The sequence below is a fragment of the Nocardiopsis sp. B62 genome (assembly GCF_018070675.1).
Taxonomy (GTDB): Bacteria; Actinomycetota; Actinomycetes; order Streptosporangiales; family Streptosporangiaceae; genus Nocardiopsis; species Nocardiopsis prasina.
This window is the reverse complement of sequence record NZ_JAGPXK010000036.1, coordinates 1-14,483: the sequence shown is the minus strand read 5'-3', so window position 1 is coordinate 14,483 and position 14,483 is coordinate 1. Positions and strand designations below refer to the sequence as shown.

8 protein-coding genes are annotated in these 14,483 nt (G+C 71.4%); 7 read left to right on the top strand and 1 reads right to left on the bottom strand.

What is annotated here, in order from left to right:
- Positions 1–110: 110 nt before the first annotated feature.
- Positions 111–3,071 (top strand): AfsR/SARP family transcriptional regulator, encoded by a 2,961-nt coding sequence (locus tag KBX21_RS24320; RefSeq protein ID WP_210843930.1) that lies wholly within the window; start codon positions 111–113, stop codon positions 3,069–3,071.
- Positions 3,072–3,102: 31 nt separating this feature from the next.
- Here KBX21_RS24320 and KBX21_RS24315 read toward each other — a convergent pair whose 3' ends face one another.
- Positions 3,103–3,261 carry a hypothetical protein gene (locus KBX21_RS24315; RefSeq protein ID WP_156208010.1) on the bottom strand — a complete coding sequence of 53 codons (159 nt, stop codon included), beginning with the start codon at positions 3,259–3,261 and terminating at the stop codon, positions 3,103–3,105.
- Positions 3,262–3,567: 306 nt separating this feature from the next.
- On the opposite strand from KBX21_RS24315, the gene KBX21_RS24310 reads away from it, so the two are divergent.
- From KBX21_RS24310 to KBX21_RS24285, 6 genes are all read left to right on the top strand, one after another.
- Entirely contained in the window at positions 3,568–4,866 is a 1,299-nt protein-coding gene (locus tag KBX21_RS24310; RefSeq protein ID WP_049566784.1) for a helix-turn-helix domain-containing protein, read from the top strand.
- 122 nt (positions 4,867–4,988) lie between these two features.
- Positions 4,989–5,429 (top strand): cobalamin B12-binding domain-containing protein, encoded by a 441-nt coding sequence (locus KBX21_RS24305; protein WP_049566782.1) that lies wholly within the window; start codon positions 4,989–4,991, stop codon positions 5,427–5,429.
- The gene (locus KBX21_RS24300) at positions 5,426–6,688 is read left to right on the top strand and encodes a methylaspartate mutase (protein ID WP_049566777.1); all 1,263 of its coding nucleotides are present in this window, start codon (positions 5,426–5,428) and stop codon (positions 6,686–6,688) included. The genes KBX21_RS24305 and KBX21_RS24300 overlap by 4 nt, the downstream gene beginning before the upstream one ends.
- 59 nt (positions 6,689–6,747) lie before the next feature.
- Positions 6,748–7,743 (top strand): asparagine synthetase A, encoded by a 996-nt coding sequence (locus tag KBX21_RS24295; protein ID WP_049566774.1) that lies wholly within the window; start codon positions 6,748–6,750, stop codon positions 7,741–7,743.
- Positions 7,740–9,008 (top strand): glutamate synthase-related protein, encoded by a 1,269-nt coding sequence (locus KBX21_RS24290; RefSeq protein WP_210843928.1) that lies wholly within the window; start codon positions 7,740–7,742, stop codon positions 9,006–9,008. The genes KBX21_RS24295 and KBX21_RS24290 overlap by 4 nt, the downstream gene beginning before the upstream one ends.
- 98 nt (positions 9,009–9,106) lie before the next feature.
- Positions 9,107–14,483 (top strand): non-ribosomal peptide synthetase (locus KBX21_RS24285; RefSeq protein ID WP_210843926.1); only part of this gene is annotated, 5,377 nt, incomplete at its 3' end.

Here is a 14,483-nt window from a genome sequence, read left to right as displayed (position 1 = left end):
CCCTGCCGTCAAAGGGGCCCGTCATCGGCTATGAAACACTTGTCGAGGACAGAGGGGATCCCCCCTTTAGAATTCTCGGGCCACTTCAGGTCGAGGGTGCCGAAGGCCAGGTGCGCATCCCCCCGGGACGGCAACAGGTCGTTCTCGCCGCCCTGTTGCTGGAGGCCGGGCACGTCGTGTCCACCGACTACCTCGTGGACGCGATCTGGGACGAGGACCCGCCGGGGACCGCGCGCACGCAGGTGCAGATCTGTGTCTCCCGGCTGAGGAAGTGCCTCGCCTCGACCGGGGCCACTCTGGAGACCAGGCCTCCTGGCTACCGGTTCCAGGCCGAACCCGACGCGATCGACGTGCGTCGCTTCCAACGGCTCGCGGCCGAGGCCGAGGTCGTCGGCAGGGAGGGCCGGGACGCCGAGGCGGTGGCCCTCCTGCGCAGGGCGTCCGGGCTCTGGAGCGGTCCCACGCTCAGCGGTATCTCCAGCCGCAGCCTCGGGACCAAGGCCGCGCGCCTGGACGAGGCCCGCACCAACCTCATCGAGACCTACATCGAGCTCGAGCTCGGGCTCGGCCGCCACAGCGGGCTCATCGGTGAGATCAACGCGCTCGTGCAGGACTTCCCCCTGCGCGAACGCCTCAGGAAGCAGCTGATGCTCGCCCTCTACCGCTCCGGTCGGCAGGCCGAGGCGCTGGAGGCGTACCGGAGGGGCCGGGACCTCTTCATGGGGGAACTCGGTCTGGAGATGGGCGAGGAGCTGCGCGGCCTGGAGACGAGCATCCTCTCGGGGGACCCGACCCTGCTCCTGGGCCCGGAGCGGACCGACCTTCGGTCCCCCTCGCCCCCCGTCACACCTGCCGCCCCTGACGGCGACGACAAGGGGAACGAGCTCCCGATCCTGCCCGAGGAGCCCGAAGCGTACTCCGGCGTCGGTGAGGCCCGCCCCCGGCAACTGCCCGCTGACACAGCGGACTTCGTCGGCCGCGCCGAGTCCGTCAGCTCCGTGGAGGTCGCCCTCACGCTCCCCGAGCGCGGCCACGCGGTCGGTGTCGCCGTCATCATCGGTCGGCCCGGGGTCGGCAAGAGCGCCATGGCCGTCCACGTCGCCCACCGCCTCCAGGACGAGCGCTTCCCGGACGGGCAGCTCTACTGCGACCTGCGCGGCAGCCGTGAGAGCCCCACCGAGACCGCCGAGGTACTCGCCCGCTTCCTCCGCGCGCTGGGCATCCCGGGCCAGTCCATTCCCGAGGGCCGCGACGAGCGCGCCGAGATGTACCGGAGCCTGCTGTCCGAGCGCCGGGTCCTGGTCGTGCTCGACGACGCCGGATCGGAGCGCCAGGTGGCGGACCTGCTTCCGGGCAGCCCGGGATGCGGCGTGATCGTCACCAGCCGGGCCAGGCTCACCGGCGTCCCCGGGGCGGTCCTCGTCGAACTCGACGTGCTGGACCGGGACCAGTCGTTCGACCTCCTCCGCCGGATCGTCGGCTCCGGGCGGGTGGAGGCCGAACCCGCCGCGGCCGACTCACTGGTGCGATCGGTCGGACGGCTGCCGCTGGCCCTGCGCATCGTCGCCGCGCGCCTGGCGGCGCGCCCGCACTGGTCCCTGGCCTCCATGGTCAACCGGCTCTCCGACGAACGCCACCGCCTGGACGAGCTCACCCACGGCGAACTCGGGGTCCGCGCCAGCCTCAGCCTGACCTACGACGGCATGGACGACGTCACCCGCCGCACCCTCCGGCTGTTCGCCCTCGCCGACGGGCCGAACCAGCCGGGCTGGATCGCCGGCGCGCTCCTCGACGATCGTCGCCGGTACCCGTCGGACCTGCTCGAACCCCTTGTGGACGCCCAGATGCTGGACGTCACCGGGATCGACCCCGGCGGCGACCCCAGGTACCGCTTCCACGACATCATCCGCCTGTTCGCCCGGGAGCGCCTCCTCGACCAGGAACCCGGGCCCGACCGGCACGCCGCCCTCGGACGACTCGTCGGAGGGTGGCTCGGCCTGGTGGACGAGGCCAACCGGCGTATCCACGGCGGCGACTACCTGCTCCTGCACGGCGAGGGCACGCGCTGGCACCCGCCTCGCGCGCTCACCGAGGTCGCCCTCGCGGACCCGATGGAGTGGCTGGAGCGGGAGCAGGACAACCTGTACGCGGCCGTGGACACCGCGGCCCGGGCGGGGCTCGACGAACTCTGCTGGGATCTCGCGGTGTCCCTGCTCACGCTGTTCGGCCGGCGCTGCCACCCGGACGAGTGGGCCCTCACCAACCAGCGGGCGATGGAGGCGGTACGCGCGGCGGGCAACCTGCGTGGGATTGCCGCGATCACCTTCTCCAACGGCTGCCTCTACCTGGACCAGAGGAAGAACGACGAGGCGCGGGCGGCGATGACGGCCGCCCTGGAGGGCTTCACCGGCCTCGAGGACGCGCTCGGCCGCGCCAAGTGCCTGCGCGAACTCGCCCACCTGGCCAACGTGGACGGCGACCGAGAGCGCGCGCTGGACTTCGGGGAACGGGCCTACGAGGTCTTCGAGTCGATCGGCGACGTGGCGGGCATGGGCCGCACCCTGCTGCTCACCGGGCACGTCCGGCTGGCCATGGGCGAGGAGGAGCGGGGGATGGTCGAGCTCCTGCGCGCCCGTCAGCACGCGGAGACGACGGGAGACCCGCGCAGTCGCGCGCAGGTGCTGCGCAGGATCGGTCAGTACTCGTTACTGAAGGGGGACCACAGGGAGGCGCTGGGCATCCTCACCGAGTCCTTCGAGTTGGTGCGCGAGCTGCGCGATCCGATCGGGGAGGGCTATCTCCTGCATGACCTGGGGCGGGTCTGCGGGCTGCTGGGGCGGTCGGGGGAGGCCCGGCGGTTCCTCGGCCGTTCGCTGGCCGTACGCGAACAGATCCGGGACGGCGCGGGTGCCGCCGAGGTCGGGTTGGACCTGGCGCGGCTGCTCCAGGGCCTGGGCGAGAGCGGGCAGGCCGTCGAACTCGCGGAGAGGGTGGCCGGGGTGTTCGCGGAGAGGGGGATGGAGTCCAAGCACGCCGAGGCGGTGCGGATCGCGGGAGCACCCGGTTCCTGACACGGGCGGACCCGGTGGACGCCCCTGCGGTCTACGGCTCCCAGGGGTCGTTGTTCGGGCTCTCCTGGGAGATGGGCGCTCCGGGGCTCAGGGACGTGCCGGCGTGGGCGGCGGCCCCGGTGAGGACGATCGGGCCGAGAGCGGCGGTGGCGGCGATGGCCGCGGCGGCGAGGATTCTGAGGAGCTTCAAGTGAGTGCCTTTCGTGTTCGTTCTTCCGATGAACACGAATCTAGAAACAGGGGGCATCGCCGAATCGCTGGTTTGGCTATCACGCCGCTATCCCCCTTTCCCTCAGGCGGGATACCCGCGTCGCAACCCCGCCCCTGATCGTTCCCGCACAGGCCACAGCGGTCCCACCGGTCCCGTCGGATCGATGGTCCGGCCCGGTCCGCCCTCTCCGGACCGGCGGTTTTGCCGGACGATGCGCCGGAGATAGCGGCTTTTTCCAGAATGGGTCCTGTTCGGAACCGACCCAGAGGAAAGAGGGCGCAGAGGATGGCATCCCCCACTGAGAACCAGCGCTTCGGAGATCTGCTCCGCCGGTACCGCTCGCGGTCCGGGCTCACGCAGCAGGAGCTGGCCGACTTCTCCACGATCAGTGTCCGGGCCATCCGCGACCTCGAACACGGGAGGGCCCTGCACCCGCGCAGGGACACCGTCCGCCTGTTGGGAGAGGCCCTGCGCCTCGGTGACCGCGACCGCGCCGACCTGCTGGCCGCCGCGGGTCGGCGCGGCGCCCGCACGGTCAGCCTGTGCGGACCGGACGCCGTCGTCGCACCCGCCCCGGATCCCCGCACCCCCGTCCTGGGGCGGCAGGAGGAGGCGGAGGCCCTCGCCATGGCCCTGGCCGCTCCGGGCCGCCGCCTGGTGACCGTGACCGGGGCCCCGGGGGTCGGCAAGAGCCGCCTGGCGATCGAGGTCGCCCAGCGGTTGCACCGCTCCTGCGAGCTCCCGGTCCTGTGGGCCACGGGGTCCGACCACGACTTCCCGGCGCCCGCCGGTGAGCTGGCCGACCTGGTGGGCCGGGCCGTCGCGGACCTGTTCTCCGTGGTCGGACCCGTGGACAGCGACCGCGACGGGGTGGCCGACCTGGTGCACACCGTGGGAGACCGCCCCGCCCTGCTGGTCCTGGACGCGCCCCGTCCGGGGGCACCCAACGGCGCGGCGCTCGCCCGCCTCCTCCACGAATGCCCCGCCCTGCGCGTTCTCGCGGTGGCCGACCAGCCCTACGGCGTACCCGGTGAGCAGGTCTTCCCGTTGGCTGCCCTCGCGCCCGCCGCGGCCGTGGACGTGCTCGTCTGGCACCTGGGCGACACCCGTCTCTCACCCAGCCCCGGCCCCGAGGACGCCCCGCTGCTGGCCGAGATCTGCGTGCTGCTCGACCGGATCCCCGGCGCGCTGGTCTGCGCGGCGACATGGCTGACCCTCTACGACCCGGCCACCCTGCTCGCCTGCCTGCGGGAGGACCCCCTCCCGTTCCTCAGCTCGCTGACCGGCCCCGCCGTGCCCGGCGTCGTCGAGGGACTGAACAGGGCGTTCGCCACCCTCTCCCCGGACGAGGAGACCGTGCTGGACCTGCTGTGCGCCACCGCCGACGGCGAACGCGCGGACGGCCTGGCACGTATCTGCGGTCTCCCGCTCGCCGACTGCGGCAGGGTGCTGAACGGCCTGATCACTCGCGGGCTCGTGCACTGCGAGCGCGGCACCGGCCAGGCCCGTGTGCACACGCTCAACCTCGTCCGCGTCCTGCGTGCGGCGCACACCCCTCGGGTCGCGGCCCCGGTCGCGGCCTGAGCCGTGGTCGGCGCACATGCCGCCCAATCTGCCGACAGCACTTCCCGTTCTCCGTCCGTACGGGACATAACTTCTCCGCGAGGAAAGAAACCAACGGCCAAGCGCCATTCGAGGTGGGATAGATGTTCCGTGGTGGCGTGACGGGTTTTCGGCCCAAGTCCATCGTTTCCAGTACCGTTTCCGACTCACACACCTGGAATCTCATCTATATGCAGCTCCTGCTGGAGGAGATGGGGCACGAGGTCGTGAACGTCGGGGCCTGCGTTCCCGAGGAGCTGCTGGCCGACGCGTGCCTGGAACACCGCCCCGACCTGGTCGTGGTGAGCAGCGTCAACGGCCACGGATTCAACGACGCACTCGGGCTGATCCGGCACCTGCGCGCTGTTCCCGGCCTCGAACGGATCCCCCTCGTCGTGGGCGGGAAGCTGGGTGTGGACGGTGTCCGCGACGTCGGTTTCACCCGCCGCCTCCTCAACGAGGGGTTCGACGCGGTCTTCGCGGAGCACGAGCTGGGCGGGTTCCGGGAGTTCGTGACGGCGCGCGGGCTGAGAGCGGTGTCATGACCCCGCCCCTCGACACCGCCCGTCCCTCCTTCGGTGACTTCGTCGCCGCCGCGGAACGGAACGGGAACCTCGTCGTCCAGCCCCGGATGGGCTTCGGCGACCTGCGACGGATGCGCGCGGGCCTGGTCGCGACCAAGGCGGCCGACGCGGTCAGTGTGGGAACCCTGACCCTGGACAGCTACACGCGGACGGGAAACCACGAGGCCGCCCGCAGGGCCCTGGCCGACGGCGTCAAGCTCAACGGCTATCCGATCGTCGCACGTCCCGACCACGAGACCGTGGAGCTTCTCGACGGGGTCCGGGACACGGCCTTCCCCGTGCAGGTCCGCCACGGATCCTCCCGGCCGCAGGACATCTTCCGCACCCTCACCCGACTCGGGTTGGAGGCCACCGAGGGCGGACCGGTCTCCTACTGCCTGCCCTACAGCCGCACCCCGCTACGGGAGGCGGTGGACAGCTGGGTCGAGAGCACCGAACTCTTCGCCGAGTCCGGGGCCGACGGGCGCCGTCCCCACGTGGAGAGCTTCGGCGGATGCATGCTCGGCCAGCTCTGCCCGCCCAGCCTGCTCGTCGCGATCAGCCTGCTCGAAGGGGTCTTCTTCCGACAGCACGGCATCCGCAGCCTCTCGCTCAGCTACGCCCAGCAGATCCACCCCGCGCAGGACGAGGAGGCCGTGCTCGCCCTGCGCCGACTGGCGAGCGAGTACCTCCCCGACACCCAGTGGCACATCGTCTTCTACGCCTACATGGGGGTCTACCCCCGGACCTCCCGCGGCGCGGTGCTCCTGATGGAACAGGCGGCGCGCACCGCCGTACGCGCCGGGGCCGCACGCGTCATCGTCAAGACCGAGGCGGAGGCGCACCGGATCCCCACCATCGAGGAGAACATCCGGGCGCTGGAGGCAAGCGCCCGCGCCGCGGAGACGGCGGGACCGCGCGTGGCCGAGGCGGGGGACAGCGGTGTCCTCGCCGAGGCGCGCTCGCTCGTCGAGGCGGTCCTGGACATCGACCCGGACGTCGGACGGGCGCTTCCCCGCGCGTTCGAACGGGGCCGGCTCGACCTTCCGTTCTGCCTGCACCCGGACAACCGCGGACAGGCCCGCAGCTACATCGGCGACGACGGATACCTGCGCTGGCTGAGTACCGGGAACATGCCGATCCCCGTGCCCGTGGACTCGGTGGTCCCCACCCGGCTGACCGCCGACGCCCTGCTCATGATGCTCCACCACGTCGAACAGCGCTACGACCGGGTCACGTGAGCGGACCCGGTGTCGCACCCCCACGACCGCCGACCCCGGCGCTCCGAAACGGAGGAACCATGAACGACCCCGCGAACCCCGCGCCGATCCCGCCCCTGGGCGAGCACCTCACCTCCCCGACCACGCGCGACATCATGCTGGTCCAGCAGGAGGTCCTCGCAGCGACCCGCGACCACCTGCGCGGACAGGGCTTCGTCGAGCTCCTGCCACCCCTGACCGGCCCGGTCACCGACCCCGGCGGCCGCGGTGCCAAACAGCTCGACGTGGACTTCTACGGTCACCGCTACAAGTTGATGACCAGCGCGATCCTCTACAAACAGGCGTCGCTGCGCGGCTTCCCCAAGCTTTTCTACATCGCGCCGAACGTGCGTGCCGAACCCCTGGAGACCGCCTCCACCGGACGCCACCTCTTCGAGTTCCACCAGATCGACGTGGAGATCGCGGGCGCCACCCGGGACGACGCGATGCGGGTGGCCGAGCGACTGCTCACCCACGTCGTCGCCCACGTGCTCGATCGGGTCCCCGAACTCCTGACCGGCCTCGGGCGGGATCCGGTCTTCTTCAAGGAACTGCTCGCGGGCGGCTTCGGCATCCGCACCCACACCGACGCGGTCGACACCCTGCGCGGGATGGGCCACGACCAGGACGCGGGGGCCGAGATCGACTGGGAGGGCGAGGCGATGCTGTCCCACAAGGCGGACCGGCCCTTCTTCGTCACCGACTACCCCAAGGGCTCCCGGGGCTTCTACGACCGGGAGGACCCCGAGCACCCCGGCGTCCTGCGCAACTTCGACCTGCTGGCGCACGGCGGCTACGGCGAACTGGTCAGCGGCAGCGAACGCCAGGCCGACTACGCGGCGATTGTCACCGGTATCCGCGAGAGCGGCGAGAACCCCGCCAAGTACGGCTGGTACCTGAAGGAGGCCCGCGAGGGCATCCCCGCCAGCGCCGGGTTCGGTATGGGCCTGCAGCGGGTCCTGCGGTACCTGACCGGTATGGACTCCCTGTGGCAGGTCACCGCCTATCCGAAACTTCCCGGGGTGGTGTCGGCATGAACCGACTGCACGCCGATGGCCTGCCGGAACAGGCGATCCGCGACCGCGCCCGCAGGGGCAGCGCCGCCGTGTTCCCGCCGGACGACTCCTACGGTAGGACCGTCATCGGGGCGGACGTCACCTCCGCCGCCACTGCGGACCCCCTCGACGCCGCCCGCCTCGTGCCCCCGGTGTTCATGCCCCGCCGCATGGAGAAGCTCATCGACCTGGCCCGGGAGCCGCTCTTCAGCGACGTCGAGCTGCGGACCCGGATCGGCGGTTTCGCCTCGGAGCTTCCGGTGTACGTGTCGGCCTTCGGGTCCACCCAGGTCGGGACCGAACTCGCCCTCGCCGCGGGGCGGCAGGCCGGACGCCTGGGCATCCCCCTGGTGGTGGGCGAGAACGTGGCGCCCGCCCACGGCTACAGTGCGGACTCCTCCTTGCTGAGCAGGCTGGAGGCCTACGCCTCGGAACTGCCCGAGGGCGTCGGGGGCGTGGTCGTTCAGCAGAGCACGGAGGACGCCGACGCCGAGGTGTGGAACCGGGTCCACACCGACCCGGCCGTCGCACCGCTGCTGGACTCGGGCCGCATGGGGTTCGAACTGAAGCTCGGCCAGGGCGCCAAGCCCGGCCTCGGCGGCATGACCATGGTCGGCGAAGCCGACGCCGCCCGCCTCTCGGACCGCTATGACGTCACCGCCAGCCTGGACCCCCGAGGCGGCCCGCGGCTGCGCAGTTCCAGCCCCGGCACGTTCACCGAGGAGATCCTCGCCCAGCAGATCAGGTTCATGCGCAACAACTTCCCGCGGGTCCGGGTCTGGGTGAAGCTCCCGCCCGGGCGGGACGTCGGGCACGCGGCCCGCGTGGCCTGGTCGGCGGGAGCGCACGCCGTCACGGTCGACGGGGCCGAGGGAGGATCCGGCTGGGCGCCGCCGGTCTTCCTGAGCCGGGTGGGCCTGCCACTCGGTGAGTGCCTGCGCAGGATCGGCGCCCCGGACGGGTGCCTGCTCGCCTCCGGGCGGATGTGGGAGGCCGGGAGGGCGGTCGTCGCCCTCGCTCTGGGCGCGCGGGCCGTGGGGTTGGGCCGCGCCGCGCTCGTCGCCGTCGACGAGGACCCCGAGAACGGTCTGGTCAACCTCGTCAGCGCGCTGGCACTGGAGGCACGCCTGCTCATCAGCGCGCTCGGCAAGTACTCCCCGGAGGCGCTGGGCAGCGAGGACGTCCTGCTGCCCGCGTCGGCCGCCGCGGTCGCGTCGGTCGCGGCGGAACCGAGCACCGTCCCGTGAGGGCACCCCGGCCCCGCCAGCCGGGGCCGGTGCTTTCCGAACCCCGAAGGCCGCAGCCGCAAGTCCGATACGTCCAGGAAAGGGAGAAGGGAAACTCGATGCTCTGCACATTCGACGAAACCCGGCCGCTCAACGAGGCGCAGAGCGGAATCTGGTTCACCCAGGAAGCCGACCCCGACAGCCCGATGCTCAACAACGGCGAGTACTACGAGATCACGGGGCCGCTCGACCCCGTCGTCCTGGAGCGGGCGGTGGGGCGGGTCGTGTCGGAGAGCGAGATCCTGCGCACGCGCTTCGTCGCCACGGAATCCGGCCCCCGCCAGTGGACCGACGCGACGCTGACCTACCCCATGCGCATCGTGGACCTCGGCGACGCCGACGACCCCGCCGCGGAGGCGCTGGCGATGATGCGCGAGGAACTCGCGGTGCCGCTGGACGTGACCCGCCACCCGCTCTACGCCCACGTGCTCTTCCGCCTCGGCGGCGACCGCCACGTCTGGTTCCAGAGGGCGCACCACCTCATGGTCGACGGGTACACCTTCATGCTGCTGGCCCGGCGCGTGGCCGAGTTGTACACGGCGCTGCTCCACGGCACCGACACCGGCCCGACCCTCGGCTCGTTCGGCGCGCTGGTCGAGGAGTCGGCCCGGTACGAGGACGGACCGGAGCGCGAGGAGGACCGCCGCTACTGGGCCGGGTACCTGGACGGTGCACCGCACCACACCGCCCTCACCCGGAACCGGGCGGAACCCGGACCCCGGTACCTGCGCTGCACTCGGATCATCGACGAGGAGGGCGTGGCCCGGATCCAGCGGGCGGCCGAGCGCTGCGGAACCCGGTGGAAACAGATGCTCATGGCGGCCGTGGCCGCCTACACCCAGCGGTGGACGGGGGAGCGGGACATCCTCCTCAGCCTTCCGGTCACCGCGCGCACCACGGAACTCAGCCGCCGCACCCCCGGGATGTACTCCAACGTCATCCCGCTGCGCCTTGCCGTTGACCCGGAGGCGCCGGCGGCGGACGTGGCCCGCGACGTGGCGGCCGCTCTGCGATCCTGCCTGCCGCACCAGCGTCACCCGGTCGCCGCCACCCGGCGGCTGCTCGGCCAGACCCCGCAGACCAGGCGCGAGTTCGGCCCACTCGTCAACATCATGTCCTTCGACTACGACGTCGACTTCGGCGGCCTCCCCTGCGTTCCGCACAACCTCTTCCAGGGGCCCATCGAGGAACTTCGGATCGACGTCCTCCAACGCGGCCGCGACGGCGCCCTGCAGATCGACTTCGACGCCAACCCGGCGGTCTTCTCCCAGGAGGACCTGGAGCGCCGTACGGAGTCGTTCGTCCGCCTGCTCGACGCGCTGTGCCGTGAACCCGGGACCGCCGTCGGTGACCTGGACCTGCTCTCCGAGGACGAGCACCGGCGGGTGGTCGCGGGGTTCAACCCCGTTGCGTCGGCCGAGGTGGCGGACCGGGCCGTGCACGAGGTGTTCGAGGAGCGCGCCGCGATGGCGCCGGATGCCACGGCGGTGGTGTCCGACGGCACCGTGGTCTCCTACGGTGACCTGAACGCCCGTGCCAACCGCCTCGCTCGGCACCTGCGCGGGCTCGGTGTCGGCCCCGGAACGATGGTGGGCGTCCTGCTGGAGCGCGGCGCCGAGTTCGCGGACGCGCTGCTCGCGGTGCTCAAGACCGGAGCCGCGTATGTGCCCCTCGACCCAGCCTTCCCCGACGACCGCCTGGCCACGATGGTCGCGGCCGCCGGTGTCGGACCGGTCGTGACCAGGGCGGGACTGGCCGGACGCGGGGTGGGCGCCGAGCACCTCGTCCGGGTCGACGCCGAAGCCGCGACCGTGGCCCGGCGCAGCGCGGAGGACCTGGGTGTGCGGGTGCCCCCGGGGGCACCCGCGTGCGTGATGTTCACGTCGGGATCGACGGGTGTGCCCAAGGGTGTGGTGGCCCCGCACCGTTCCGTGGTCTCCACTCTCCTCGGGCAGGACTACCTGGACTTCGGACCGGAACAGGTGTGGCTGCAGACCGCTCCGGTCTCCTGGGACGCTTTCGTGCTGGAGTTCTGGGGTGCGCTGCTGCACGGATCGACGTGCGTGCTCCAACCGGGTCAGGCACCCGAGCCGCGACGGATGGCGCAACTGGTCGCCGAGCACGGGGTCACCGCGATGTGGCTCTCCGCCGGTCTGTTCAACCTGGTCCTCGACGAACACCCGGAGGTGTTCGAAGGTGTGCGCCAGGTCGTCACCGGCGGCGAGGCCCCGTCCACGGAGCACATGCGCCGCTTCCTGGAGGCCCTTCCCACCGTGCGGCTGCAGCACGGCTACGGGCCGGTCGAGAGCATGGTCTTCACCAACTCGCACAGGGTCACGGAGATCGACGGCCCCCTGGTCCCGGTGGGCGCTCCCATCGCCCATCGCAGCTGCTACGTGCTGGACGGCCGGTCGCGCCCGGTCCCCGTGGGTGTGCCCGGTGAGCTGTACGTCGGGGGCGCCGGTCTCGCGCTCGGGTACGTGGGTCGTCCGGACCTGACCGCCGAGCGGTTCGTTCCCGATCCCTTCGGTGCTCCGGGGGGCCGGTTGTACCGCACCGGTGACCTGGTGCGGTGGACCGAGGAGGGGACCGTTGAGTTCCTCGGCCGGGTGGACGACCAGGTCAAGGTCCGCGGTTTCCGGGTCGAGCCCGGTGAGGTCGAGGCCGTGCTTGCGGGGTTGTCCGGTGTCGTCCAGGGTGCCGTGGTGGTGCGTGAGGACCGTCCTGGCGACCGGCGGTTGGTGGCCTACGCGGTGGCCGAGGCGGGAGCGGAGGCTGACCCGGCCGCTCTGCGCGCGGCTCTGGCCGCCTCGCTGCCCGACCACATGGTGCCGTCGGCGGTGGTGGTGCTGGACGAGCTCCCGCTGACGGCCAACGGCAAGCTGGACAGGAGGGCCCTGCCCGCACCCCGGTACACATCGACCGGCCGGGCCCCGCGCACTCCCCAGGAGGAGATCCTCTGCGGAGTCTTCCGCGAACTCCTCGGAGTGGAGGCCGTCGGGATCGACGACTCCTTCTTCGACCTGGGCGGCCACTCCCTGCTCGCCACCCGGCTGGTCAGCAGGGTGCGCGCGGTGCTGGGCGCGGAGCTGGCCCTGGGGGACGTGTTCCGCTCTCCCACAGTCGCGGCGGTGGACGCGCTGGTCAGGTCGGTCTCCGGCGGGCCCGTGCGCGCACCGCTCACGGCGGTGGAGCGCCCCGAACGCGTACCGCTCTCCTTCGCCCAGCGCCGTCTGTGGTTCCTGCACCGCATGGAGGGACCGAGTCCCACCTACAACGTCCCGGTGGTCCTGCGGCTACGCGGTCGAGTGGACGAGGACGCGCTCCGGGCGGCGCTGGGGGACGTGGCGGACCGCCACGAGACCCTGCGCACGGTCTTCCCCTCCGATGACGGAGAACCCTTCCAACGGGTCCTGCCCGACCGGCCGGTGCTGGAGGTCGTCGACGTCGGGGAGGAGGAGATCGGCGCCGGGATCGACCGGGCGGTGCGCCACGCCTTCGACCTGGAGCGGGAGATCCCCATCCGGGGATGGCTGCTGGGTACGGGAGAACAGGACACCGTCCTGGTCGTGCTCGTCCACCACATCGCCAGCGACGGATGGTCCATGGCCCCGCTCATGGAGGACCTGGGCGCCGCCTACGGGGCGCGGCTGCTCGGGCAGACCCCCGACTGGAGCGACCGGCCCGACCTGGCCGTGCAGTACGCCGACTACGCGCTCTGGCAGAAGGACGTCCTGGGCTCGGAGTCGGATCCGGGGAGCCTGCTCGCGAGCCAGACGGCCTACTGGGAGCGGTCCCTCGCCGGTGCCCCGGAGGTTCTGGACCTGCCCGCGGACCGTCCCCGTCCCCTGGTTCCCTCCAACGAGGGCGCGACGATCGCCGTTGATCTGCCCGCCGACCTGCACGCCGCGCTGGCCGAACTGGCCGCGGACCACGACGTGACCCTCTTCATGGTTCTTCAGGCTGCGTTGGCGGTGGTGTTGGCGCGGTCGGGTGGTGGTGTTGATGTTCCGATCGGTACGCCTGTGGCTGGGCGTGATGATGAGGCGTTGGATTCCTTGGTGGGGTTCTTCGTGAACACGTTGGTGTTGCGTACGGATGTGTCGGGGGATCCGACGTTCGTGGAGTTGCTGGCTCGGGTGCGTGAGGGTGATCTGGCTGCCTTCGATCACCGTGACGTGCCCTTCGACCGCGTGGTGGAGGCCCTGGCACCCACACGGTCATCGGCTCACCACCCGCTCTTCCAGGTCATGCTCGTGCTCCAGAACAATGCCGGGGCGGTCCCGGAACTACCGGGCCTGGACGTCGCGATGGAGCTTCGTTCCATGGGCACGTCCAAGTTCGACCTGACTCTCGACCTCGGCGAGCGCTCCGACGTTGACGGCGGGCCCGGGGGGATCCGGGGGACCCTGGAGTACGCGGTCGACCTGTTCGACCGTGGCACGGCGGAGGCGTTGGTGGCCCGCTTGGAGCGGGTGCTGGCCGCCGTGGTGGCGGAGCCTCGGGTACGGGCGGGACGGGTCGACCTCCTCTCCGCGCAGGAGCGGCAGCGAGTCCTGGTGGACTTCGGCGGCGCGGGCACCGACCTCGTCGCGGATCGCACCCTGCACCGGGTGTTCGAGGAGTGTGCGGCTTCGGTTCCGGATGCTGTGGCGTTGGTGTTCGGGGATGAGCGGGTCTCCTATGGGGAGTTGAACGCTCGGGCGAACCGGTTGGCGCGGTATCTGGTGGGTGAGGGTCTACGCCCGGGTGAGCTGGTGGGGGTGTATCTGCCTCGGGGGCCGGAGATGGTGGTGGCGTTGTTGGCCGTGTTGAAGGCCGGTGCGGGTTACACGTTGCTGGATCCGGCTTTCCCGGCCGCACGGTTGGAGTCCGTGGTCGCCTCGGCCGGAATCACCACCGTGCTCTCGGGCACGGGCACGGGTGGGGGTGGCACGGGGTCGAACGCCGGTCACCGCGCCGCGGCCTTCGGAGCCGAGGGCGAAACGGCGATCCCGGGTTCCGGTGGACTGGACCTCGCCGCCCTGTCAGGTGTCGGGGTGCTGTCGGTGGACGCGCCCGGTGTCGCCGTGTGTGAGAGCGGTGATCTTGGTGTGGAGGTGGGGCCTGGTGATGTGGCGTGTGTGATGTTCACGTCGGGTTCCTCGGGTCTTCCCAAGGGTGTGGTGACCTCCCATCGGGGTGTGGTGGGGACGTTGCTGGGTCAGGAGTATGTGGACTTCGGTCCTGATCAGGTGTGGTTGCAGTGTTCGCCGGTGTCGTGGGACGCGTTCGCCCTGGAGCTTTACGGCGCGTTGTTGTTCGGTGGTCGGTGTGTGTTGCAGCCGGGGCAGCGTCCGCGGTTCGACGCGATCGCTGATCTGGTGGTGGAGCACCGGGTGACGAGTCTGCAGATGTCGGCGGGGTTGTTCAACGTGATGTTGGACGAGCGTCCCG

Coding starts and splice junctions, on each gene's coding strand:
- KBX21_RS24310 (WP_049566784.1), top strand. CDS start 3,568: ATGGCATCCCCCACTGAGAACCAGCGCTTCGGAGATCTGCTCCGCCGG.
- KBX21_RS24305 (WP_049566782.1), top strand. CDS start 4,989: ATGTTCCGTGGTGGCGTGACGGGTTTTCGGCCCAAGTCCATCGTTTCC.
- KBX21_RS24300 (WP_049566777.1), top strand. CDS start 5,426: ATGACCCCGCCCCTCGACACCGCCCGTCCCTCCTTCGGTGACTTCGTC.
- KBX21_RS24295 (WP_049566774.1), top strand. CDS start 6,748: ATGAACGACCCCGCGAACCCCGCGCCGATCCCGCCCCTGGGCGAGCAC.
- KBX21_RS24290 (WP_210843928.1), top strand. CDS start 7,740: ATGAACCGACTGCACGCCGATGGCCTGCCGGAACAGGCGATCCGCGAC.